Source organism: Streptomyces swartbergensis, from assembly GCF_002148965.1.
Lineage (GTDB): Bacteria > Actinomycetota > Actinomycetes > Streptomycetales > Streptomycetaceae > Streptomyces > Streptomyces swartbergensis.
The window spans coordinates 1-22,042 of record NZ_NGFN01000122.1 but is presented as its reverse complement, the minus strand read 5'-3'; the positions used below and the strand labels follow the sequence as shown (position 1 = coordinate 22,042).

The following is a 22,042-nucleotide window of genomic DNA, read 5'->3' as shown; positions in this document are numbered from 1 at the left end:
GTTCTTCGCGACCGCGGCGGCGGGGCCGCGCAGGCCCCGGCTCAGCCCGCCGCTCCGGCGAAGGCCGCTCCGGCCCCCGCCAAGCCGGCCGCCGCCGCGAAGCCGAAGCCCGAACCCGCCGCCGAGGCCCCCTCGGGCCCCGAGCAGGTCGTGCTGCGCGGCCCCGCCGCCGCGGTCGCGAAGAACATGGACGCCTCCCTGGAGCTGCCCACGGCCACGTCCGTGCGCGCGGTCCCGGTGAAGCTGCTGTTCGACAACCGCATCGTCATCAACAACCACCTCAAGCGTGCCCGTGGCGGGAAGATCTCCTTCACGCACCTCATCGGCTACGCGATGGTCCAGGCCATCAAGGCGATGCCGGCGATGAACTGGCACTTCGCGAAGGTGGACGGCAAGCCCACCCTGGTCAAGCCGGAGCACGTCAACCTCGGTCTCGCCATCGACCTGGTCAAGCCGAACGGCGACCGCCAGCTGGTCGTCGCGGCGATCAAGAAGGCCGAGACGCTGAACTTCTTCGAGTTCTGGCAGGCCTACGAGGACATCGTCCGCCGTGCCCGTGACGGCAAGCTGACGATGGACGACTTCTCCGGTGTCACGGTCTCCCTGACCAACCCCGGCGGCCTCGGCACGGTCCACTCGGTGCCGCGCCTGATGCCTGGCCAGTCCGTGATCATGGGCGTCGGCTCCATGGACTACCCGGCGGAGTTCCAGGGCACCTCCCAGGACACCCTGAACAAGCTCGGCATCTCGAAGGTCATGACGCTCACGTCGACCTACGACCACCGGGTGATCCAGGGCGCCGCCTCCGGCGAGTTCCTGCGCCAGGTCGCGAACCTCCTGCTCGGCGAGAACAACTTCTACGACGAGATCTTCGAGGCGCTGCGCATCCCCTACGAGCCGGTCCGCTGGCTCAAGGACATCGACGCCAGCCACGACGACGACGTCACGAAGGCCGCCCGCGTCTTCGAGCTGATCCACTCCTACCGGGTCCGCGGCCACGTCATGGCCGACACCGACCCGCTGGAGTACCAGCAGCGCAAGCACCCCGACCTGGACATCACCGAGCACGGCCTCACCCTGTGGGACCTGGAGCGCGAGTTCGCCGTCGGCGGCTTCGCCGGCAAGTCGATGATGAAGCTGCGCGACATCCTCGGCGTCCTGCGCGACTCGTACTGCCGCACGACCGGCATCGAGTTCATGCACATCCAGGACCCGAAGCAGCGCAAGTGGATCCAGGACCGGGTGGAGCGCCCGCACTCCAAGCCGGAGCGCGAGGAGCAACTGCGCATCCTGCGCCGGCTGAACGCGGCCGAGGCCTTCGAGACCTTCCTGCAGACGAAGTACGTCGGCCAGAAGCGCTTCTCCCTGGAGGGCGGCGAGTCCGTCATCCCGCTGCTGGACGCGGTCCTCGACAGCGCCGCCGAGTCCCGCCTGGACGAGGTCGTCGTCGGCATGGCCCACCGCGGCCGCCTGAACGTGCTCGCCAACATCGTCGGCAAGTCGTACGCGCAGATCTTCCGCGAGTTCGAGGGCAACCTCGACCCGAAGTCGATGCACGGCTCCGGCGACGTGAAGTACCACCTGGGCGCCGAGGGCACCTTCACTGGCCTCGACGGCGAGCAGATCAAGGTCAGCCTGGTCGCGAACCCCTCCCACCTGGAGGCGGTGGACCCGGTCCTGGAGGGCGTCTCCCGCGCCAAGCAGGACATCATCAACAAGGGCGGCACGGACTTCACGGTCCTGCCGGTGGCGATCCACGGCGACGCGGCCTTCGCGGGCCAGGGCGTGGTGGCCGAGACCCTGAACATGTCGCAGCTGCGCGGCTACCGCACCGGCGGCACGGTCCACATCGTCATCAACAACCAGGTCGGCTTCACGGCGGCGCCGGAGTCCTCGCGCTCGTCGATGTACGCGACGGACGTGGCGAGGATGATCGAGGCCCCGATCTTCCACGTGAACGGCGACGACCCGGAGGCCGTGGTCCGCGTGGCCCGCCTGGCCTTCGAGTTCCGTCAGGCGTTCAACAAGGACGTGGTGATCGACCTCATCTGCTACCGCCGCCGCGGTCACAACGAGTCGGACAACCCGGCCTTCACCCAGCCGCTGATGTACGACCTGATCGACAAGAAGCGCTCGGTGCGCAAGCTCTACACCGAGTCCCTCATCGGTCGCGGCGACATCACCCTGGAAGAGGCCGAGCAGGCGCTCCAGGACTACCAGGGCCAGCTGGAGAAGGTCTTCACGGAGGTCCGCGAGGCCACCTCGCAGCCGGCCGCCGCGGAGCCCACCGACCCGCAGGCCGAGTTCCCGGTCGCCGTGAACACCGCGGTGACCACGGAGGTCGTCAAGCGGATCGCCGAGTCCCAGGTCAACATCCCCGACCACATCACCGTCCACCCGCGTCTGCTGCCGCAGCTGCAGCGCCGGGCGGCGATGGTCGAGGACGGCACCATCGACTGGGGCATGGGCGAGACCCTCGCGATCGGCTCCCTCCTGCTGGAGGGCGTCCCGGTCCGCCTGGCGGGCCAGGACTCGCAGCGCGGTACGTTCGGCCAGCGCCACGCGGTCATCATCGACCGCACCACGGGCGACGAGTACACGCCGCTCCAGTACCTCTCCGAGGACCAGGCGCGGCTCAACGTCTACAACTCCCTCCTCTCCGAGTACGCGGCGATGGGCTTCGAGTACGGCTACTCGCTGGCCCGCCCCGAGGCGCTCGTGATGTGGGAGGCCCAGTTCGGCGACTTCGTCAACGGCGCGCAGACGGTCGTGGACGAGTTCATCTCGTCGGCCGAGCAGAAGTGGGCCCAGACGTCCGGCGTCGTCCTGCTCCTGCCGCACGGCTACGAGGGCCAGGGCCCGGACCACTCCTCGGCCCGCCCGGAGCGCTTCCTCCAGATGTGCGCCCAGAACAACATGACGGTCGCCATGCCGACGTCGCCGTCGAACTACTTCCACCTCCTGCGGTGGCAGGTGCACAACCCGCACCACAAGCCGCTGGTGGTCTTCACGCCGAAGTCGATGCTGCGCCTGAAGGCGGCGGCGGCGAAGGCGGAGGAGTTCACGACGGGCCAGTTCCGCCCGGTCATCGGTGACGCCTCGGTCGACCCGGCCGCGGTCAAGAAGGTCGTCTTCTGCGCCGGCAAGGTCTACTACGACCTGGAGGCCGAGCGTCAGAAGCGCGGCGTCACGGACACGGCGATCATCCGCATCGAGCGCCTGTACCCGCTGCCGGGTACCGAGCTCCAGGCGGAGATCAAGAAGTACCCGAACGCCGAGAAGTACCTGTGGGCCCAGGAGGAGCCGGCGAACCAGGGTGCCTGGCCGTTCATCGCGCTCAACCTGATCGACCACCTGGACCTGGCGGTCGGCGCGGACGTCCCGCACGGCGAGCGCCTGCGCCGCATCTCGCGCCCGCACAGCTCGTCCCCGGCGGTGGGTTCCGCGAAGCGGCACCAGGCCGAGCAGGAGCAGTTGGTGCGTGAGGTGTTCGACGCGTAAGCGTCGTCGCGCGTCCCGCGTGGCCGGGCCGCATCCCCGTTTCGGGGGTGCGGCCCGGCCGTTTGCGCGCACATAAACTTGACGGCATGTACTTCACGGACCGTGGCATCGAGGAACTGGAGAAGCGGCGCGGCGAGGAGGAGGTCACCTTCGAGTGGCTGGCCGAGCAGCTGCGGACGTTCGTCGATCTCAACCCCGACTTCGAGGTGCCGGTGGAGCGGCTGGCGACGTGGCTGGCGCGGCTGGACGACGAGGACGAGGAGTAGGACGCTCCCGGGCGGTCAGTCGCGTGGATGGGTGAGGTCGTAGGCCAGACCCAGTGCGCCATGTGCCAGGAGCAGCGCTCCGGCCGTGGCCCAGCCCCGGCCTCCGCTGGGGCGCCGTAGCCCCCAGGCGATGAGCGGGACGCCCGCCGCCACCTGGGCGAGGGCCAGGGCGCGGGCCCTTGGGCCGCCGGTCCAGGGCATCCAGGGGCCGAGGCGGCTGTGGTCGACGGTGTCGCGTTCCGCGACCGCCTCGCGCCAGCCCGGCCATTCGACCGGGAGGCTGTCCGGCTGGAGGGCGGCGGCTTCCCGGAGGCGGTCGGCGGGCTCGCCGGGGGCGAGTTCCGGGGGCAGCGAGACGCCCACGCGCGCGAGGACGGCCAGCAGGCCGCGCAGACGGGTGCGGGCGTCGGCCGCGGAGTCGGCCTTCGTGAGCTGGTCGAGGGCCTGGAGGTCCAGGACGGGGTCGAGGCCCACGCGCGCGGCGAAGGTGCTCATCGCCTCCTCCTCCCCCACCGGGACACCGCTCGCGAGCCAGACGAAGCCGACCGGACGGCGGAAACCGGACGCCAGCGTGAAGCCCGCGTGGTCGGCGTCCCACCACAGGGCGAGAACGGGCCAGGGCGCGCCGACGGCGAGGGCCGTGGCCCAGCCGGTGACCACACGGTCGACAGGCTCGTCGGCGTCCCGCCAGGGCCCGCCTTCGGGGACGAGAACGCTCCATTCGTCGCCCGCCCGGGTCAGCTGCATCCGTTCCCGCAGCAGGTGGGCGACGGGGGCGACGGCCCCGGGCACCGCCCGGCACAACAGCAGCGCCCCAGGGGCTGGACCGGTGCGGTCGGCTTCCGTCGGCATGGTCATACGCTAGGGCGAATCACCCCTCTTTGAGTACTTTTGCACGCCCCGACGTCCCCGGAACGAGTGTCTTGACTTTCCCCGACCACGATATATCGTGAATGAGAGAAGACGCGATATGGCGCGTCATGTCGGGGAGGTCTGCCCATGTCCGAGTGGTCTGTCACGGAGCCGAGGAAACTCACCTTCGACGAGCCCGTGAGCGAGCTTCACGTGCGTCTCGTCAACGGAACGGTGAACGTGGTGGGCACGGACGAAGGTTCCGCCCGCCTGGAGATCTCCGAGATCGAGGGACCTCCCCTGGTGGTGACCCAGCAGGACGGGACCCTCACGGTGGCCTACGAGGACCTGCCCTGGAAGGGCTTCCTCAAGTGGCTGGACCGCAAGGGCTGGCGCCGCAGCGCGGTGGTCTCCCTGGCCGTCCCGGCCTCCACCCGGGTGGAGGTGGGGGTGGTCGGCGCGGCAGCCGTGATCTCCGGGATCGAGGGACCGGCGGTGGTGAAGGGCGTCACGGGCGACACGACCCTCGTCGGACTCTCCGGCCCGGTCCGCGCCGACACGGTCTCCGGGAATGTGGAGGCCCAGGACGTGACCGGCGACCTCCGGTTCAACTCCGTCTCGGGCGACCTCACGGTGGTCGAGGGCTCCGGCTCCTCCGTGCGGGCCGACTCGGTCAGCGGTTCCATGATCGTCGACCTCGACCCGGGCGGCCCCACGGACGTGCGGCTGACCAGCGTCTCGGGCGAGATCGCGATCCGGCTGCCCGACCCGGCGGACGCGGAGGTCGAGGCGAATACGGCGAGCGGCGCGGTCTCCAACGCCTTCGACGATCTACGGGTGCACGGCCAGTGGGGTGCCCACAAGATCACGGGCCGCCTGGGCGCGGGCAACGGCAAGCTGCGTGCCACGACGGTCTCCGGCTCGATCGCCCTGCTGCGCCGCCCCGCCAGGGAGGACGAGCCCGACGAGCCGTGGGACACCCGGCCGCCCGGCACCGGCAGCTCGCCCGCCGGCCCGCAAGACGACCCGCAGGACGCCCCGCAGGCCCGGTCGGGAGACAATTCCGTCTCCGACCGGGGCGCCGCCGACGCCGGCGTCCCGGCCGACGGCACGACCGACAAGAAGGTGCTCTGACATGCCCCCCGTCTTCGCCCACGGCCGCCTCCGCCTCTACCTGCTGAAGCTGCTGGACGAGGCCCCCCGTCACGGCTACGAGGTGATCCGCCTCCTCGAAGAGCGCTTCCAGGGGCTGTACGCACCGTCGGCGGGCACGGTCTACCCGCGCCTGGCCAAGCTGGAGGCCGAGGGCCTGGTCACCCACACCACGGAGGGCGGCCGCAAGGTGTACTCGATCACGGACGCGGGCCGCGCCGAACTGGCCGAGCGCAGCGGCGAACTGGCCGACCTGGAGCTGGAGATCCGGGAGTCGGTCGCGGAACTGGCGGCGGAGATCCGCGCCGACGTGCGCGGGGCCGCCGGCGACCTGCGCCGCGAGATGCGTGCCGCCGCGAGCGAGGCCCGCCGGGACAACGGCACCAAGCCCCATGGCGCGGAGGACGCACCCTTCGGGGACTTCGGGCAGTACGGCGACAAGGAGGCCTGGCGCATCGCCAAGGAGGAGATGCGGCGCGCCAGGCAGGAGTGGAAGGAACAGGCCCGCCGCGCCAAGGACGAGAGCCGCCGCGCCCGCGAGGACGCCCAGCGCGCCCGCCGCCAGGCGAAGGAGGCCCAGGAGCAGGCCCGCGCCCAGGCCCAGGAACAGGTGCAGCGCATCGCCCGCCGGGTCCAGGAGCAGGTCCAGGACCACTTCGCCCGCGGCGACTGGCCCACGGGGCTGCGCGAGGGCCTGAGCGAACTGGCCAAGGAGGTCGGCGAGTTCGGCAAGGACTACGGCAAGGACTTCGGCTTCGACTGGACAGGCACCAGCACCGGCACCAGCACCAGCACCGGCACCGGCACCGGCACCGGCACCGGCACCGGCACCGGCAAGCCTGCCTCGCAGCCGGCGCCCTCACAGCCCGCTGAGGACTTCCCGGCCGCCTACGAACCGGCCTGGGCGCACGAGGACGCCGCGGACTCCACCGGCGACCCCGCCCGCGACTTGGACCGCCTGCTCGACCGCTTCCGGGACGACATCCGCGACGCGGCCCGGGACCACGGCGTCAGCCCCGACCAGCTGCGCGACGCCCGCCGCCACCTGTCGACGGCGGCGGCCCACATAGGAGCGCTGCTGCGCACCCCGAAGCAGTAAGCGGCCGGGGCCCCGCCCGTCACCCGGCCTTGGCCTCGCCGCCCCCGTACAGCACCCGCACCAGGGACTCGTACGTCACCCCGTGGTCGGCGAGGACCTCGGCCGGCACACCGGGGCGCATGGTCAGGGACAGCAGAATGTGCTCATCACCGATGTGCCGGTCCCCCTGGGCGAGAGCGACCCGCAAGGAGCGCTCCAGCACGTCCTTGGCACCGCGCCCGAAGGAGGCCCGCCCCGACCACCACGCCTTGCTCTTCCGGTCACCGGCCATGGCACCAGCGCCGTGCACCTCCTCCACCCGGGCGACGATCTCCTCCACGTCGATCCCGAGCCCGGCGAGCGCGTCGGTCTCGGCCTGTGACAGCCCGGCCCGCCGCCGCGCCGCGCCCAGCGCCTGCCGTACGGACTCCCTGCGCTCACCGAGCCCGAGAGCGGCGAGCGCGAACGAGCCACGGCTGCCCTCCCGGTCGAGCAGCGCGAGCAGCAGATGCTCCGGCTCCACGACCTGCCCGCCACCACCGCCCTCCACATACTCGAACGCGCCCTTGACCACACTCCGGGCATCCTTCGTGAACCGCTCGAACATCAATGCCTCCCGTACTTCTTGTGCACGGCCTGCCTGCTCACACCGAGTTCGGTGGCGATCTCCTGCCAGGACCAGCCCTGGCTGCGCGCGTTGCGCACCTGGACGGCTTCCAGCTGCTCCAGCAGCCTGCGCAGGGCGGCGACGGCCCGCAGGCCGACCCGTGGATCACGATCGCCCGCCCGCTCGGCCAGATCGGTTGCTTCGGTCATGACGTCAACTTACGTTGACACCACCCTTCCGTCAACCCCAGTTGACAAACCAAACGGCCGGCCCGAACCCGGACCGGCCGTCAGCACATTCAGCGGGGACTAGGGATTGGTGAGCACGACCTTCCCGAACTGCTCACCGGACGCCAGCCGTTCGAAGCCCTCCCGGGCGCGGTCCATGGGCAGCACCTCGTCGATGACCGGCCGCACACCGGTGGCGGCACAGAACGCGAGCAGGTCCTCCAGCTCGTCCTTGGTGCCCATCGTGGATCCGACGACCTTGAGCTCCAGGAAGAAGATCCGGGTCAGTTCGGCGTGCGAGGGCCGGTCACCACTGGTGGCACCGGAAATCACCAGCGTGCCGCCGGGCTTCAGTGACTTCACGGAGTGCGACCAGGTGGCGGCCCCGACGGTCTCGATCACGGCGTCGACCCGCTGCGGCAATCGCGCCCCCGACTCCAGGGCTTCGACGGCCCCCAGCTCCACGGCCCGCTTCCGCTTGGCCTCGTCCCGGCTCGTGGCGAAGACCCGGAGCCCGGCGGCCTTCCCCAGCACGATGGCGGCCGTGGCGACACCGCCCCCGGCGCCCTGCACGAGCACGGAGTCGCCGGGTCGGACGCCCGCGTTGGTGAACAGCATCCGGTACGCGGTCAGCCACGCCGTGGGCAGACAGGCGGCCTCCTCGAAGGAGAGCTCCTTGGGCTTGGGCAGGATGTTCCAGGTCGGCACGGCCACCTGTTCGGCGAAGGTGCCCTGGTAGCGCTCGGTGAGGATGGAACGGGGTTCCTTCGGGCCGACCCCGTGCCCGCTCTGTCCGATCACGGAGTGCAGGACGACCTCGTTGCCGTCCTCGTCGACGCCGGCGGCGTCACAGCCGAGGATCATCGGCAGCTTGTCCTCTGCGAGGCCGACGCCGCGCAGGGACCACAGGTCGTGATGGTTGAGGGAGGCGGCCTTGACCGTGACGGTGCTCCAGCCGGGGCGGGCCTCGGGAGCCGGACGCTCTCCCAACTCCAGGCCGGCCAGTGGCTGGTCGCGGTCGATTCGGGCGGCGTAGACAGCGAACATGACCTTGACGATAGGTTCCCGAACGGACCCGCGGAACCACCGGCCCGTGTGAGACACACCCTCTTGCCAGGTCCACGGAGCGGGGTGCCGCTTCTTTGGGACGGGTGCCGCCCAGCGGCACGACTGCCCGCAGCTAAGCGGGTCCGGCCCGCGCCCGTACCCGCGCACGGCGGGAAGGGGACGTGTCGGGGGTGTCCCCCGCAGCGGTTGGCGCGTCAACGGACAGCGAGTCGGTATCCGACCCCATCGCGCCGTTCCGAGGACGGACACCCCCCGACGCGGCCCCGACCCACACACACCGCGGTGCGCTACGCGCGCCCCTCCGAAGCAGCCACAGGCCGCCGCAGGCACCCCGGCCCAACCGCCGGAGGCACCCGCACAGGCCGCCACCGGCACCCACACCACCCGAACAGCCGCACCTGAAGGAAAAAAGTGACCCCACCCAACGGGGCAGGGCCACCTCACAACACCGGCGAACGTCAGCGCCGAGCCACACCCTCAGCCCGCGCAGCCGCAGCCACCGCGGCCGTGACCGCCGGCGCGACCCGCTCGTCGAACGGCGACGGGATGACGTAGTCGGCCGCGAGGTCGTCCCCGACCACGCCCGCCAGCGCCTCCGCGGCGGCCAGCTTCATCCCCTCCGTGATCCGCGACGCCCGCACCTGCAGCGCCCCCGCGAAGATCCCCGGAAAGGCCAGCACGTTGTTGATCTGGTTCGGGAAGTCCGACCGCCCGGTAGCCACCACGGCCGCGTACTTGTGCGCGACCTCCGGATGCACCTCAGGGTTCGGATTCGCCATGGCGAACACGAACGCCCCCTCGGCCATCGACGCGACCGCGTCCTCCGGCACCGTCCCGCCGGACACCCCGATGAACACATCGGCCCCGGCCAGCGCTGCCTCCAGCGACCCGCTGATGCCCGCCTTGTTCGTGAACCCGGCCAGCTCCCGCTTCACCGGTGTCAGATCGTCCCGGTCCGCCGACACGACACCCTTGCGGTCGGCCACCGCCACATCCCCGATCCCGGCCTCGACCAGCATCTTCGCGATGGCGACACCCGCCGCACCGGCGCCGGAGATGACGGCCCGCAGCTCCCCCAGCGCCCGCTTGCTCAGCCGCGCGGCGTTCCGCAGGGCCGCCAGCGTCACCACCGCCGTACCGTGCTGGTCGTCGTGGAAGACGGGAATGTCGAGCCGCTCCTGGAGCTTCCGCTCGATCTCGAAGCACCGCGGCGCCGAGATGTCCTCCAGGTTGACCCCGCCGAACGACGGCGCGAGCCGCACCACCGTCTCGACGATCTCGTGGACGTCCGTGCAGTTCAGCGCGATCGGAACCGCGTCCACGCCACCGAACTGCTTGAACAGAATCGCCTTGCCCTCCATCACCGGGAGGGAGGCCTCGGGGCCGATGTCACCGAGCCCCAGCACGGCCGTACCGTCCGTCACGACGGCCACGACCGACGACTTCCACGTGTAGTCGTGGACGAGCTCCGGCTGCTCCGCGATCGCGCTGCACACCTTCGCGACGCCGGGCGTGTACGCCAGGGACAGGTCGTCCTTGTCACGGACCGGCACCGTGGCCTGCACGGCCATCTTGCCGCCGCGGTGGAGCGCGAACGCCGGATCGAAGGAGTCGAGGGGCTCCGCACCGCCCTCATGACCCGTATGGTCCGTCGTGCTCTCGCTGCGAGGATTGACGATCTCCGCTGCCACTTCGTTTTACCCCTTAAATCTTCATTGGTTTGAGGGTGGCCACTCCTGGTGAGGCGTGGGCGGGACCGCGTACGGCCGTGGTCGTGCTGTGTACGTGATACGTACGGGCGCGTACGCGACGGGCGCGCCGCACACGCGCCCTGAGCCCCGGATGAGGGGTGTAAAGACCCTTCTTACCGGACGGACGGCGCCGACGACGAGTCCATAACGCGAAGGTCACACACGGGCGCCCGAATCTTCGTCCAATATCGGGACAAGGACTGGACAATCCCCCGACAACCGCTCAAGTATCGGCGAATCCTTCGGGCCCCGTATCGGATTCAAGGGACATACCGAAGATCTTCCGGCCGGAAGGAGTGATTCCCGCAGAAGGTCCGGTCGTGATGTACCGGAGTGGTGCGGTTCGGGGGTCGCCCGTTATCCGATTTTGACATGGCTGGCCCCCAGAATGGCGCCGTCCGAATGGCAAGATGCCGTAATCACACGAGGTCGCGACACTCGAAGACGTGTGTTCTCGTCGACCCACGGCACTGCCGGCACCGTCGGCAGTCCAGGCACTGCCGGCACCGTCGGCAGTCCACGGCACTGCCGAACCCATCGGCAGCGCCCGCCCCATCGGCAACTCCACCCATCCGCCGGAGGAACCCACCATGACCGCAAGCTCCACCCGTCGTACGACCGCCGCGCAGTCCCGGCTAGCAGCGGTCGGTGCGATCGCGGTCGCAGGCGCGCTGATGCTCACCGGATGCGGTGACCAGACCAAGGACAACGGCTCGGACAGCCAGACCGCGACGGCGTCGGCCCCGCTCGCCGACAAGCTGCCGAAGGCGATCCGGGACAAGGGCGTCATCAAGGTCGGTTCCGACATCGCCTACGCCCCGGTCGAGTTCAAGGACAGCTCGGGCAAGACGGTCGGTATCGACCCGGACCTCGCCGCCGCCATGGGCAAGCAGCTCGGGGTCGACTTCCAGTTCGAGAACGGCACCTTCGACACGCTGATCACCGGTCTGCGTTCCAAGCGGTACGACATCGCCATGTCCGCGATGACCGACACCAAGGACCGCCAGGAGGGCATCGACTCCGACACCGGCAAGAAGGTCGGTGAGGGCGTCGACTTCGTCGACTACTTCACCGCCGGTGTCTCGATCTACACCAAGAAGGGCGACGACCAGGGCATCAAGACCTGGTCCGACCTGTGCGGCAAGAAGATCGTGCTGCAGCGCGGCACGGTCTCCGAGGACCTCGCCAAGGCCGAGTCGAAGAAGTGCCCGGCCGGCAAGAAGATCGCCATCGAGCCCTTCGACAACGACCAGCAGGCCCAGACCCGCCTGCGCGCGGGTGGCGCCGACGCCGGCTCGTCCGACTTCCCGGTCGCCGCGTACGCCGTGAAGACCTCCGGCGGCGGTAACGACTTCCAGCTGGTCGGCGAGCAGGTCGAGGCCGCTCCGTACGGCATCGCGGTCGCCAAGAACCAGACGCAGCTGCGGGACGCGCTCAAGGCCGCGCTGGACGCGCTCATCGAGAACGGCGAGTACGAGAAGATCATGAAGAAGTGGGGCGTCACGGACGGCGCCATCAAGGAAGCCACCATCAACGGCGGCAAGTGACCGCGACGCAGCGGCACTGAAAGGCAACACCCGTGACTGTTGACATCGACAAGACGACGGGCGACACGCCCCCGGCCGGGCCGGAGGCCATCAAGGCCATCCCGGTCCGGCACTACGGGCGGTACATCTCCGCCGTCGTCGCCATCGCCCTGCTGGTCGGGGTCGTCTACGCGTTCTCCCAGGGCAAGATCAACTGGGGCGCGATCCCGGACTACTTCTTCGACGACCGCATCCTGGACGGCGTGGGCAAAACGCTCCTGCTGACCGTGCTGTCCATGCTGATCGGCATCGTCGGCGGCGTCATGCTCGCCGTGATGCGCCTGTCGAAGAACCCGGTGACCTCGTCGATCGCGTGGTTCTACATCTGGTTCTTCCGCGGCACCCCGGTCCTGGTGCAGCTCATCGTCTGGTTCAACCTGGGCCTGGTCTTCGAGTACATCAACCTCGGGCCGTTCTACAAGGACGAGTGGTCGGACTTCATGACCCCGTTCCTGACGGCGCTGCTGGGCCTCGGCCTCAACGAGGCCGCCTACATGGCGGAGATCTGCCGGGCCGGTCTGCTCTCCGTCGACGAGGGCCAGACCGAGGCGTCGCACGCGCTCGGCATGAGCCACGCCAAGACGCTGCGCCGGATCGTCATCCCGCAGGCGATGCGCGTGATCGTGCCGCCGACGGGCAACGAGGTCATCAACATGCTGAAGACGACCTCGCTGGTCTCGGTCGTCCAGTATCCCGAGCTGCTCCGTGCCGCCCAGGACATCGGCCAGACCTCCGGCGCCCCCGCCGAGATGCTGTTCCTGGCGGCGGCCTGGTACCTGCTGATGACGTCCATCTTCAGCATCGGCCAGTACTACCTGGAGCGGTACTACGCGCGTGGTTCGAGCCATTCGCTCCCGGCCACGCCGCTCCAGAAGATCAAGGCGAACGTGCTGTCCCTGTCCAGCCGCTCCAAGCCGACGGGAGGCACCGCATGACCGCCATGGTCAAGGCCGAGGGCGTCCACAAGTCCTTCGGCCCCGTAGAGGTCCTCAAGGGCATCGACCTGGAGGTGAAGTCCGGCGAGGTGTTCTGCCTCATCGGCCCCTCCGGCTCCGGCAAGTCGACCTTCCTCCGGTGCATCAACCACCTGGAGAAGATCAACGCCGGCCGCCTGTACGTGGACGGGGAGCTGGTCGGCTACCGCCAGAAGGGCGACAAGCTCTACGAGCTGAAGGACAGCGAGGTCGCCGTCAAGCGCCGGGACATCGGCATGGTCTTCCAGCGCTTCAACCTGTTCCCGCACATGACGGCCGTGGAGAACGTCATGGAGGCGCCGGTCCAGGTCAAGGGCGTGAGCCGGGGTCAGGCCCGGCAGCGTGCCCTGGAGCTCCTGGACCGGGTGGGCCTGGCCGACAAGGCGGGCAGCTACCCCTCGCAGCTCTCCGGCGGCCAGCAGCAGCGCGTCGCCATCGCCCGGGCCCTCGCCATGGACCCGAAGCTGATGCTGTTCGACGAGCCGACGTCGGCGCTGGACCCGGAGCTGGTCGGTGACGTCCTGGACGTCATGCGCGACCTCGCCGAGTCCGGTATGACGATGATCGTCGTCACCCACGAGATGGGCTTCGCCCGCGAGGTGGGTGACAGCCTGGTCTTCATGGACGGCGGCGTGGTGGTCGAATCCGGTCACCCGCGTGAGGTGCTGACGAACCCGCAGCACGAGCGGACGAAGTCGTTCCTCTCCAAGGTGCTCTGACGTCACACACATCGAAGGGGGCGGTACGGGAACTCCGTACCGCCCCCTTCGGCGTGCTACTTCAGGGCGAGCAGCAGGGTGTCGGAGGGCGAACACCACACCGGCCTGGCCTCCGCGAACCGTTCCTGAAGACTGAGCAGGGGTGAGCCCGTTCAGCCGCACGCCCCGAACGGTCGTGGGCGCACTGGTCCCCGGCGTACTCAACCCCGGGGCGGCGACACGCATCCTGTGCGTGGTCCGAGCCCGGGAGGCCAGTTCCCTGCGCGACCTGGCCAGGTGGGTACGGCCAGTGGCGACGGAGAGGCCCCGGACCATCCTCTGGTGGAGCGGGGGCCCCGCACGCTGGCGTCGTACCCGCGTCCCAGATCGCACGATCGCGTTAACCCGGTCGGTCCAGAGTGCTGCAAGCTCGCGAGCCGACGATCACACGATCGAGCTAACTCGACCTCGCACACTGTCGAAGGGCAGCTTCGCCCGGCCAGTCCGGGTCCTTGAGGTCGGCGGTGACGAGGCTCACCCGCTCGTCGCTCGCGAAGGTGCCCTCGGCGATGGCGAGGAGCGCCGGGTCGAGGTCGACGCCGGTGCTGGTGGCCTGCGGGAACCGGGCGAGCGGCCGGGCGGTGATGCTCCCGGTGCCGCAGGCGACCGCGTCCGTCATCGAGCCCCTCCCTCGTAATACCCTGGAAGCACCATCAGCTGTTACGAGTGCGCGCTCATGACCATAAAGCCCCTTCGTAAGGACTACAAGTGGAATTGGCCTATTACTCGGACTACGCGGTGCGCCTCGTCAACACCGAGGAGCCGGCCCGGGGCAAGGACTCCCTGACGTCGGTCGATGCGGTCCGCGAGCTGTTCGGCGTCAACCAGTCGGCGGCCCGCCGCGCCACCGACGCGGACGTCACCCGCTTCCGCTCGGTCCGGGCCCGGCTGCGCGCGGTCTTCGAGGCGGCCGACAAGGGCGACGAGACGCTCGCCGTGGACCTGCTGAACTCACTGCTGCTGGAGTTCCCGGTGAGCCCGCAGATCTCCGGGCACGACTTCCGCGACGACGACGGCCGGCCCCTGTGGCACATGCACCTGGCGGACCACCCGTCCAACGCGACCGCGGGCTACGCGGCGATCGCGGCGATGGGGCTGGCGTTCCACCTGACCGAGTACGGCGTGGACCGGCTCGGCCTGTGCGAGGCCGCGCCCTGCCGCAACGCCTACCTGGACACCTCCACCAACCGCTCCCGGCGCTACTGCTCCGACCGCTGCGCGACCCGCGCCAACGTGGCGGCCTACCGCGCCCGCAAACGCCTCGAAGCCGCCCGGCCCGCCCTGCCCGAGAAGACGGGCCTGGCGGCCGACAGCGCCCAGCCGAGCAGCGCCCACGGCGAGCGGCGGCCGGGCCTGAGCGGCCGGTAGCGGAACCGGACCCGGCCCAGCACCAGCTCGTCCGGCACGACGCCGTAGTCGGTGCTGTCGCCGCCGGCGTACGCGTTGTCCCCGAGCACCCACCAGCCGTTCCCGCGCCGCTCGGCGACCCGCTTGACGACCAGCAGGTCCTGCTGGAAGGGGTGCCGCAGCACGACGACGTCACCGGGCTTGACCCGGGCCCCGTAGTGCACCAGGAGCCGGTCCCCGTGGTACAGCGTGGGCACCATGGACGGACCGGTCACCTCGGCCACCCCGAAGGGCGCGGCCGACCTCCCCCGCTCGGACTCCTGCGACAGCTCCGGCATCACCCGGCACCTCCCCGGTTCTTCGTCCACCAGTCTCAGTCTCACCCTGGACTTTTGTCCTAAGCCCATGGGGGCACCCGCGAAAAGCCGTCCCTCACGGAGTAATGTCCCCTGTGAGAAGACGATCACGAGGAAGGAATGCTCCATGCTTTCCCGCCTGTTTGCCCCCAAGGTCAAGGTCAGCGCACACTGTGACCTTCCCTGCGGTGTGTACGACCCTGCCCAGGCCCGCATCGAGGCGGAGTCGGTGAAGGCCATCCAGGAGAAGATGGCCGCCAACGACGACCCGCACTTCCAGGCGCGTGCCACCACCATCAAGGAGCAGCGCGCGGAGCTCGCGAAGCACCACGTGTCCGTGCTGTGGAGCGACTACTTCAAGCCGCCGCACTTCGAGAAGTACCCGGAGCTGCACCAGCTGGTCAACGACACCCTCAAGGCCCTTTCGGCCGCCAAGGGTTCGACCGACCCGGCGACCGGCCAGAAGGCGCTGGACTACATCGTCCAGATCGACAAGATCTTCTGGGAGACCAAGAAGGCCTGAAGTCACGGGCAGACGAAGGGGCCCGGCCGGGAGCACCGGCCGGGCCCCTTCGTCATGGGCGGCGGTCGTCGCCGTCAATGGAACTGCGGGACGATCAGGAAGATCCCGTACGCCACCACGGCCGCGCAGGCGAGGAAGCACAGCACCGCCTGGGTGAGGCCGAGGGCAAAGGTGCGGCCCTGCCGGTCGCGGGCGCCTTCCAGTTGGGCGAGGCCGAGGACGCCGAGGGCGAAGACGACGACCACGGCGACGGTGACGCCTGTGCTCGCCGCGGCGACCTGGCCGAGGGCGGTCCAGTCCAGATGCATGTCGACTCCCCGTCGTTCAGGCGGCCGTGCCGACCTTGGCGGGCGGCTCGGTGCGGATGGTGACCTCGTGTGCGTCGTTGACGTTGTGGGCGTGCACCGGGTTGCGGCGCGAGACGACCACGATGCCCGCGGCGAGGGCCGCGCCGACCAGCGCGACGACCGCCGTGCCGAGGTCGCCGCCGCTCTGGACCACGCTCGCGGCCAGGCCGCCGACCAGGGCCGCGGCGGGCAGCGTGATCAGCCACGCGACCGCCATGCGGCCCGCGACGCCCCAGCGGACCTCCGCGAGCCTGCGGCCGAGCCCCGCGCCGAGGATGCTGCCCGAGGCGACCTGGGTGGTGGACAGGGCGAAGCCGAGGTGCGCGGAGGTCAGGATGACGGCCGTGGAGGCGGTCTCGGCGGCGAAGCCCTGCGGCGACTGGATCTCGGTGAGCCCCTTGCCCATGGTGCGGATGATGCGCCAGCCGCCGAGATACGTGCCGAGGCCGATGGCGATGCCCGCGGACGCGATCACCCACAGGGGCGGACCGGCGTCGTGGCCGAGCGCGCCGGCCGAGATCAGGGTGAGGGTGATGACGCCCATGGTCTTCTGCGCGTCGTTCGTGCCGTGGGCGAGGGAGACCAGCGAGGCCGAGGCGATCTGGCCGATCCGGAAGCCCTTGGTCACGGATTCTTTGCGAGCGCGGTCGGTGAGCCGGTAGGCGAGATAGGTGGCCAGCAGCGCGGCGACACCGGCCACGACCGGCGAGGCCACCGCCGGCACCAGCACCTTCTCGACGACCTTCTCGAAGTTGACGCCGTGGCTGCCCGCCCCGACCCACACGGCCCCGATCAGCCCGCCGAACAGGGCGTGCGAGGAACTCGACGGCAGACCGACCAGCCAGGTCAGCAGGTTCCACAGGATCGCCCCGACCAGGCCCGCGAAGATCATCCCCGGGCTGACGAGGGTGTCGTCCACGATGCCGCCCGAGATGGTCTTGGCGACCTCGGTGGACAGAAAGGCACCCACGACGTTGAGGACACCGCTGATCAGGACCGCCGTACGGGGAGCGAGCGCGCCGGTGGCGATGGACGTGGCCATCGCGTTCGCCGTGTCGTGGAATCCGTTGGTGAAGTCGAAGGCTAGCGCCGTCACGATGACGACCGCCACGAGGAACGTGATGTGGTCCATTCCTGAATGCAAACAAGTGCAGGCCAATAGGCGGGGAACGGCGAGGCAAAGGCTGGTCAAGGTTCACGCGGGTGGCGGTGACGTCGCCCTTATACGATCGCGCCCATGAGGATCCGCTGGACGTACGCCTTCATCGACCGCCCGCGTGAGGCGTTCGACACCGCCTGTCACTTCTGGACGGCGGTCACGGGCACCCGGCTTTCCGAACTGCGCGGAGAACACTCCGAGTTCCTGACGCTGGTCCCGGACGACGCCGACGCCTGCCTGAAGGCACAGGCGGTGCGATCCGGGGACGGCGGTGCGCATCTCGACTTCTGTGTGGACGACGTGAGGGAGTTCGCCGAATCGGCGAAGCGGCTCGGCGCGAGCGTGGTGGCCGACCTGGGGTCGCTCGTCGTGCTGCGGTCGCCCGGCGGGCAGTCGTTCTGCGCGGACCCTTGGCGCGGGCAATCATCGCGGCCAGGGGTGGTGCGGGGCAGCCGTCTCGACCAGGTGTGCGTGGACGTGCCGCCGTCCGCCTACGACGCCGAAGTCGCCTTCTGGAGCGGGCTGCTGGCCGACTGGACGTCACGGCCGGGTGCACTCCCGGAGTTCCACGTGGTCGAGCCGCCGCCCGGCCTGCCGGTACGCCTGCTCCTGCAACGCCTCGACGAGGAACGTCCGGCCTCCGCCCACCTCGACCTCGCCTGCGCGGACGTCGAGGCGACCCGGGCGCGGCACGAGGAGCTCGGGGCCGTGTTCGTGGCCGGCTTCCCGGGCTGGACGGTGATGCGCGACCCGGCCGGCGGCACGTACTGCCTGACGACCCGGGATCCGGAGACGGGCGGGCTGCGGGTCTAATCCGCTTCGGCGTACGCGCACAGGACGGCCCCGCCGTGCTCGGGCGTCGGGCAGGGCGGCAGGTCCGGTGTCTCGCCGGGCTTCGTCTCCTCCCAGACGTACGGCCCCCCAGGCTCCGTCGAGTCCTGCATCCACAGCGTCAGCCCGCCCGCCACGACCACGGCCAGCGCCCACACGATCACCACCCGGCGCCACACCTTGCGCCGCCGCTCCCCCGCCATGTCCATGCCTCATACGCTAGCGGTTCAACCGCGCCGCCCGAGCCTGGAGATAGCGCTGTTCGGGCAGGCTGAGGGTCTGGGCGGCCGCTGACTCGTAGGCGGCACGGGCGGCTTCGGGCTCGCCCGCGCGCTCCAGGAGGTGACCGCGTACGGCCTCCAGGCGGTGGCCCTTCAACTCGCCTGCCAGACCGTCCAATTCGGACAGGCCGGCGTGCGGGCCGTGGACCATGGCGACGGCTACCGTGCGGTTGAGGCGTTCGACCGGGCCGGGGACCAGGCGGACGAGGACGTCGTAGAGGCCCAGGATCTCGGCCCAGTCCGTCGTCTCGGGCGAGGATGCCTCGTCGTGGACGGCGGCGATCGCGGCACGCAGTTGGTACGGCCCGGGGCGGCCCCGGGACAGCGCCCCGGTGACCAGCGCGACGCCCTCCTCGATCGCGGCCTTGTCCCAGCGGTCCCGGTACTGCTCGTCGAGGGGGATCAGCTCGCCGTGCGGTCCGCTGCGCGCGTCGCGGCGGGCGTCGGTGAGGAGCATCAGCGCGAGCAGGCCGGCCACCTCGCAGTCGTCGGGGAGCAGCCGGTGGACGGTGCGGGTCAGGCGTACGGCCTCGCCCGCGAGGTCACGGCGCTGGAGGGCGGCGCCGGAGGTGGCCGTGTAACCCTCGTTGAAGATCAGGTAGAGGGTCTGGAGGACGGACGGCAGCCGCTGTTCCCAGCGTTCCGGGCGGCCGAAGCGCACATCCCGCACGCGCTGCTTGGCCCGGCTGATGCGCTGCGCCATCGTGGCCTCCGGCACCAGATAAGCGCGGGCGATCTCCGCCGTGGTGAGACCGCCGACGGCGCGCAGCGTGAGCGCGATCTGGGCGGGCGGCGTCAGGTCAGGGTGGCAGCACAGGAAGAGCAGCGAGAGGGTGTCGTCCTCGCGCGGAGCCCGTTCCCCGGGCGGCGGGGCGGTGAAGGCGTCGCGGGGCGTGAGCGCCGCCGCCCGCTCCTCGCGCTGCCGCCGCGCCTCCTCGCTGCGCAGGGCGTCGGCCAGCCGCCGCGAGGCGACCCTGATGAGCCAGCCGCGCGGATTGCCGGGCACACCCGCCGAGGGCCACTGCCCGACCGCCGCGAGCAGCGCCTCCTGTACGGCGTCCTCGGCGGCGTAGAAGTGCCCGTACCGCCTGACCAGCGCGCCGAGGACCTGCGGCGCGTTCCGGCGCAGCAGGTCCTCGATCTCGGGTGCGTTCGTCACCGGCCCGTCCGTCGGCGTGGTCCGGCTCTCAGATGTCCCCGGAGCCGTCCATGATCGGACGGATCACGACCGGGTAGTCGGGGGCGCCGGCCGGCTGGGGGCACCGGGCGACGCGCTCGGCGATCTCCGTGACCCGCTCCAGGCTCTCGCACTCCAGGACCCAGTAGCCGGCGAGCAGCTCCTTGGTCTCGCTGTACGGGCCGTCGGTGATCACCGCCTTGCCGTCGTCACCGAGGGTGACGTGCCGGGTCTGCGCCGGTTCGGCCAGACCCTGCCCGTCGACGAGTTCGCCCGTCTCGAAGAGGTCGTCGTTGATGGCGCCCATGTAGGCGAACATGGCCTGGAGCTCCTCCTCGCTCCAGGCGGGGGAGTGCGCCGACGCCTTGCCGCGCATGGCGTCGTAGTCCGCCTGTGTGCCCTGCACCATGACCAGGTACTTCATCAGTCCGCTCCTTCGGCTCTGACCGCCCTGGTGGGCGGCTCTCACAGGGGACGTCGGAGCCGGGCCGGGATTCTCGACACGGGCTCAGGGATTTTCCGTGACGGTTTCTCCGGGGGCGTCTTCGGGCGGGGTCGTCGCAGGTGGGGCGGTGCTCGCGGCGGTCCGGGGCCGATCGGCGGTCCGGGGCCGATCGGCGGTCCGGGGCCGGTCGGCGGTCCGGGTGTCCTCACCGGCGCGACCGCCCTCGGCACCCTCCGCGTCGTAGGCCGCGCACTCCGGGTTGCGGCAGGGGCCCGGCACCCAGCGCGGGACCCACGCGCCCAGCGTCTTGTGGCGCCGGACGACTGTTTCCACTGGCTGTCCGCACGTCGGACAGACGTGTTCTTCGCTGCCCATGTCCTCAGGGTAGGCCGGTCGGGGCGTCAGCGCTTCCTGCTGTACGTGCGCACCAGCACGTGGTTGCCGAAGGTGCGCACCGACTCCAGAGCGAACTCCGAGATCGCGAATGCCGAGCCGAACATCGGCATGCCCGCGCCGTACACGAGCGGGTAGGTCTTGATCACGAGTTCGTCGATCTCGTCGAGCAGTTCGCCCGCGATCTGCGCGCCGCCGCACAGGTAGATGCCGAAGTCGCCGTCCTCGGCCTTCAGTTCGCGGACCTTTCCGACCAGGTCGTCCGCGATGATCTCGACGTTCGGGTCGGGCGACTCGTTCAGCGTGCGGGAGGCGACGTATTCGCGCAGGTGGGCGTACGGGCTGGTGATGCCTTCTTTCAGGGCGAGGTCGTAGCTGCTGCGGCCCTGGATGATGGTGTCGAACCGCTTGTTCGGCAGGTCGTCGACGCCGAGGGCCCGGCGGCCGTGGGTGGGCAGGGTCTCCGGATATTCCGCCTTGAGGAAGGCGAAGAACTCCTCGTCGACGAAACGGACCATCGACGTCGCGTCGCCGCCCGGGTCGCCGATGAAGCCGTCGATGGAACAGGCGATGAAGTACGTGAGCTTTCGCAAGCCGGTCTCTTTTCGTAGGCTGCCGGTGCAACGACTTCAGTTGTAGTACTCCTCCTGTAGTGGTTGCAAGGGAATAACCGCGAGCCACCGCGAGCCGACGAAAGTGGGAGAAGGGACTCCGTATGGTCAGCAATCCCGAGCGCCGGGCCGCGCTCGTCGACGCCGGCGTCGAGGTGCTCGCACGCGAGGGAGCGCGGGGCCTGACGTTCCGAGCGGTGGACGCGGAGGCCGGCGTGCCCGTGGGCACGGCCTCCAACTACTTCACCGGCCGTGCCGACCTGCTGCGCCAGATCGACACCCGGCTGCACACACGGCTCGCACCCGACCCCGACGTGGTCGCCGAGCTGATGACCCGCCCCAGGGACCGTTCACTGGTCACGGCCTTCATGTACGACCTGATGGCCCGCGCGACCCGCGACCGCACGGGCTATCTGGCCCTCATGGAGCTGCGCCTGGAGGCGACCCGGCGTCCCGAACTGCTCACCTCCTACACCAAGTCGGTGCGCGGCGACCTGGAGGAGGCCATGGAGTTCCACCGGACGGCCGGCCTCCCCGGCGGCGACGAGTCCGTCGCCGTGCTGTACCTGGCCATGCTCGGACTGCTCCTGGAGCACCTGACCCTGCCGGGCGTCCTGGAGGGCGTCCTGCCCGGAGTGAGCGTGCCGGACGGCCTGGTGGAGAGGATCGTGGCGACGGTGTTRCCGGAGGGGTAGGTGAGGGCAGGGCCGACCGGAGCGGCTGGGGGCCGGGCCGACTGGAGAGGCCGGGGC

General features: G+C 70.2%; 23 protein-coding genes and 2 pseudogenes. 11 read left to right on the top strand and 14 right to left on the bottom strand.

The features are described from left to right. Both CA983_RS20545 and CA983_RS20540 read left to right on the top strand, forming a co-directional pair. The coding region (locus CA983_RS20545) for a multifunctional oxoglutarate decarboxylase/oxoglutarate dehydrogenase thiamine pyrophosphate-binding subunit/dihydrolipoyllysine-residue succinyltransferase subunit (protein WP_086602367.1) at positions 1 to 3,501 on the top strand (3,501 nt) is incomplete at its 5' end. Between the two features lie 86 nt (positions 3,502 to 3,587). Then, positions 3,588 to 3,767 (top strand): DUF6104 family protein, encoded by a 180-nt coding sequence (locus tag CA983_RS20540; protein WP_023586593.1) that lies wholly within the window; start codon positions 3,588 to 3,590, stop codon positions 3,765 to 3,767. Between the two features lie 15 nt (positions 3,768 to 3,782). Here CA983_RS20540 and CA983_RS20535 read toward each other — a convergent pair whose 3' ends face one another. Beyond that, positions 3,783 to 4,619 (bottom strand): hypothetical protein, encoded by an 837-nt coding sequence (locus CA983_RS20535; protein ID WP_086602369.1) that lies wholly within the window; start codon positions 4,617 to 4,619, stop codon positions 3,783 to 3,785. Positions 4,620 to 4,766: 147 nt separating this feature from the next. On the opposite strand from CA983_RS20535, the gene CA983_RS20530 reads away from it, so the two are divergent. Both CA983_RS20530 and CA983_RS20525 read left to right on the top strand, forming a co-directional pair. Further along, entirely contained in the window at positions 4,767 to 5,753 is a 987-nt protein-coding gene (locus CA983_RS20530; RefSeq protein ID WP_086602366.1) for a DUF4097 family beta strand repeat-containing protein, read from the top strand. A gap of 1 nt (position 5,754) precedes the next feature. Continuing rightward, entirely contained in the window at positions 5,755 to 6,870 is a 1,116-nt protein-coding gene (locus CA983_RS20525) for a PadR family transcriptional regulator (RefSeq protein WP_086602365.1), read from the top strand. A 19-nt stretch (positions 6,871 to 6,889) separates the two neighbouring features. On the opposite strand, the gene CA983_RS20520 is transcribed toward CA983_RS20525, so the two are convergent. The 4 genes from CA983_RS20520 to CA983_RS20505 all read right to left on the bottom strand — a co-directional run bounded on the left by CA983_RS20520 (position 6,890) and on the right by CA983_RS20505 (position 10,442). Beyond that, complete coding sequence (locus tag CA983_RS20520) at positions 6,890 to 7,456, bottom strand: Clp protease N-terminal domain-containing protein (protein ID WP_086602364.1); 567 nt, start codon at positions 7,454 to 7,456, stop codon at positions 6,890 to 6,892. Further along, the gene (locus tag CA983_RS20515) at positions 7,456 to 7,665 is read right to left on the bottom strand and encodes an HTH domain-containing protein (protein WP_086602363.1); all 210 of its coding nucleotides are present in this window, start codon (positions 7,663 to 7,665) and stop codon (positions 7,456 to 7,458) included. The genes CA983_RS20520 and CA983_RS20515 overlap by 1 nt, the downstream gene beginning before the upstream one ends. A gap of 99 nt (positions 7,666 to 7,764) precedes the next feature. Then, positions 7,765 to 8,730, bottom strand: a complete 966-nt coding sequence (locus tag CA983_RS20510; protein WP_086602362.1) for a zinc-binding dehydrogenase — start codon at positions 8,728 to 8,730, stop codon at positions 7,765 to 7,767. A 479-nt stretch (positions 8,731 to 9,209) separates the two neighbouring features. Beyond that, positions 9,210 to 10,442 (bottom strand): NAD(P)-dependent malic enzyme, encoded by a 1,233-nt coding sequence (locus tag CA983_RS20505; RefSeq protein ID WP_086602361.1) that lies wholly within the window; start codon positions 10,440 to 10,442, stop codon positions 9,210 to 9,212. A 650-nt stretch (positions 10,443 to 11,092) separates the two neighbouring features. On the opposite strand from CA983_RS20505, the gene CA983_RS20495 reads away from it, so the two are divergent. Genes CA983_RS20495 through CA983_RS20485 form a run of 3 tightly spaced genes read left to right on the top strand, consistent with a single transcriptional unit; the run spans position 11,093 to position 13,781 of the window. Then, positions 11,093 to 12,049 (top strand): ABC transporter substrate-binding protein, encoded by a 957-nt coding sequence (locus CA983_RS20495; RefSeq protein ID WP_086602360.1) that lies wholly within the window; start codon positions 11,093 to 11,095, stop codon positions 12,047 to 12,049. Positions 12,050 to 12,081: 32 nt separating this feature from the next. Continuing rightward, positions 12,082 to 13,023 carry an amino acid ABC transporter permease gene (locus tag CA983_RS20490; protein WP_086602359.1) on the top strand — a complete coding sequence of 314 codons (942 nt, stop codon included), beginning with the start codon at positions 12,082 to 12,084 and terminating at the stop codon, positions 13,021 to 13,023. Further along, positions 13,020 to 13,781: an amino acid ABC transporter ATP-binding protein gene (locus tag CA983_RS20485; protein WP_086602358.1), complete on the top strand. Its 762-nt coding sequence runs from the start codon at positions 13,020 to 13,022 to the stop codon at positions 13,779 to 13,781. The genes CA983_RS20490 and CA983_RS20485 overlap by 4 nt, the downstream gene beginning before the upstream one ends. A 452-nt stretch (positions 13,782 to 14,233) precedes the next feature. Here the strand turns inward: CA983_RS20485 and CA983_RS49565 are convergent. Beyond that, positions 14,234 to 14,535, bottom strand: a pseudogene (locus CA983_RS49565) (class I SAM-dependent methyltransferase); the annotation flags it as partial. On the opposite strand from CA983_RS49565, the gene CA983_RS20470 reads away from it, so the two are divergent. Then, positions 14,529 to 15,188, top strand: a complete 660-nt coding sequence (locus CA983_RS20470; protein ID WP_086602357.1) for a CGNR zinc finger domain-containing protein — start codon at positions 14,529 to 14,531, stop codon at positions 15,186 to 15,188. The pseudogene CA983_RS49565 and the gene CA983_RS20470 sit on opposite strands and share 7 nt — an antisense overlap. A 65-nt stretch (positions 15,189 to 15,253) precedes the next feature. Here CA983_RS20470 and CA983_RS49560 read toward each other — a convergent pair. Continuing rightward, a pseudogene (locus tag CA983_RS49560) lies at positions 15,254 to 15,427 on the bottom strand (S24 family peptidase); the annotation flags it as partial. 223 nt (positions 15,428 to 15,650) lie between these two features. Here CA983_RS49560 and sodN point away from each other — a divergent pair. Then, positions 15,651 to 16,046, top strand: coding sequence for a superoxide dismutase, Ni (gene sodN / locus CA983_RS20460; protein WP_086602356.1), 396 nt, complete (start codon positions 15,651 to 15,653; stop codon positions 16,044 to 16,046). A gap of 74 nt (positions 16,047 to 16,120) precedes the next feature. Here sodN and CA983_RS20455 read toward each other — a convergent pair whose 3' ends face one another. Together CA983_RS20455 and CA983_RS20450 are read right to left on the bottom strand one after the other, a co-directional pair. After that, complete coding sequence (locus CA983_RS20455) at positions 16,121 to 16,354, bottom strand: hypothetical protein (protein WP_086602355.1); 234 nt, start codon at positions 16,352 to 16,354, stop codon at positions 16,121 to 16,123. Positions 16,355 to 16,370: 16 nt separating this feature from the next. Continuing rightward, a complete protein-coding gene (locus tag CA983_RS20450) occupies positions 16,371 to 17,525 on the bottom strand; it encodes an inorganic phosphate transporter (RefSeq protein WP_086602354.1) in 1,155 nt (384 codons plus the stop codon). Positions 17,526 to 17,630: 105 nt separating this feature from the next. Between CA983_RS20450 and CA983_RS20445 the strand changes: the two genes are divergently transcribed. Next, positions 17,631 to 18,365 carry a VOC family protein gene (locus tag CA983_RS20445; protein WP_086602353.1) on the top strand — a complete coding sequence of 245 codons (735 nt, stop codon included), beginning with the start codon at positions 17,631 to 17,633 and terminating at the stop codon, positions 18,363 to 18,365. Here CA983_RS20445 and CA983_RS20440 read toward each other — a convergent pair. The 5 genes from CA983_RS20440 to CA983_RS20420 form a co-directional block, all read right to left on the bottom strand. Next, positions 18,362 to 18,592: a hypothetical protein gene (locus CA983_RS20440; protein ID WP_086602352.1), complete on the bottom strand. Its 231-nt coding sequence runs from the start codon at positions 18,590 to 18,592 to the stop codon at positions 18,362 to 18,364. The genes CA983_RS20445 and CA983_RS20440 overlap by 4 nt on opposite strands. A 10-nt stretch (positions 18,593 to 18,602) precedes the next feature. Further along, a complete protein-coding gene (locus CA983_RS20435; protein ID WP_086602351.1) occupies positions 18,603 to 19,823 on the bottom strand; it encodes an RNA polymerase sigma factor in 1,221 nt (406 codons plus the stop codon). A 28-nt stretch (positions 19,824 to 19,851) separates the two neighbouring features. Next, on the bottom strand, positions 19,852 to 20,265 hold the full coding sequence (locus CA983_RS20430; RefSeq protein WP_086602350.1) for a YciI family protein: 414 nt from the start codon (positions 20,263 to 20,265) through the stop codon (positions 19,852 to 19,854). An 84-nt stretch (positions 20,266 to 20,349) separates the two neighbouring features. Beyond that, entirely contained in the window at positions 20,350 to 20,661 is a 312-nt protein-coding gene (locus tag CA983_RS47965) for a hypothetical protein (RefSeq protein ID WP_107500255.1), read from the bottom strand. 26 nt (positions 20,662 to 20,687) lie between these two features. After that, the gene (locus CA983_RS20420; protein WP_086602349.1) at positions 20,688 to 21,272 is read right to left on the bottom strand and encodes a dihydrofolate reductase family protein; all 585 of its coding nucleotides are present in this window, start codon (positions 21,270 to 21,272) and stop codon (positions 20,688 to 20,690) included. Positions 21,273 to 21,394: 122 nt separating this feature from the next. On the opposite strand from CA983_RS20420, the gene CA983_RS20415 reads away from it, so the two are divergent. Further along, the gene (locus CA983_RS20415; protein ID WP_086602348.1) at positions 21,395 to 21,985 is read left to right on the top strand and encodes a TetR/AcrR family transcriptional regulator; all 591 of its coding nucleotides are present in this window, start codon (positions 21,395 to 21,397) and stop codon (positions 21,983 to 21,985) included. Positions 21,986 to 22,042 lie beyond the last annotated feature (57 nt).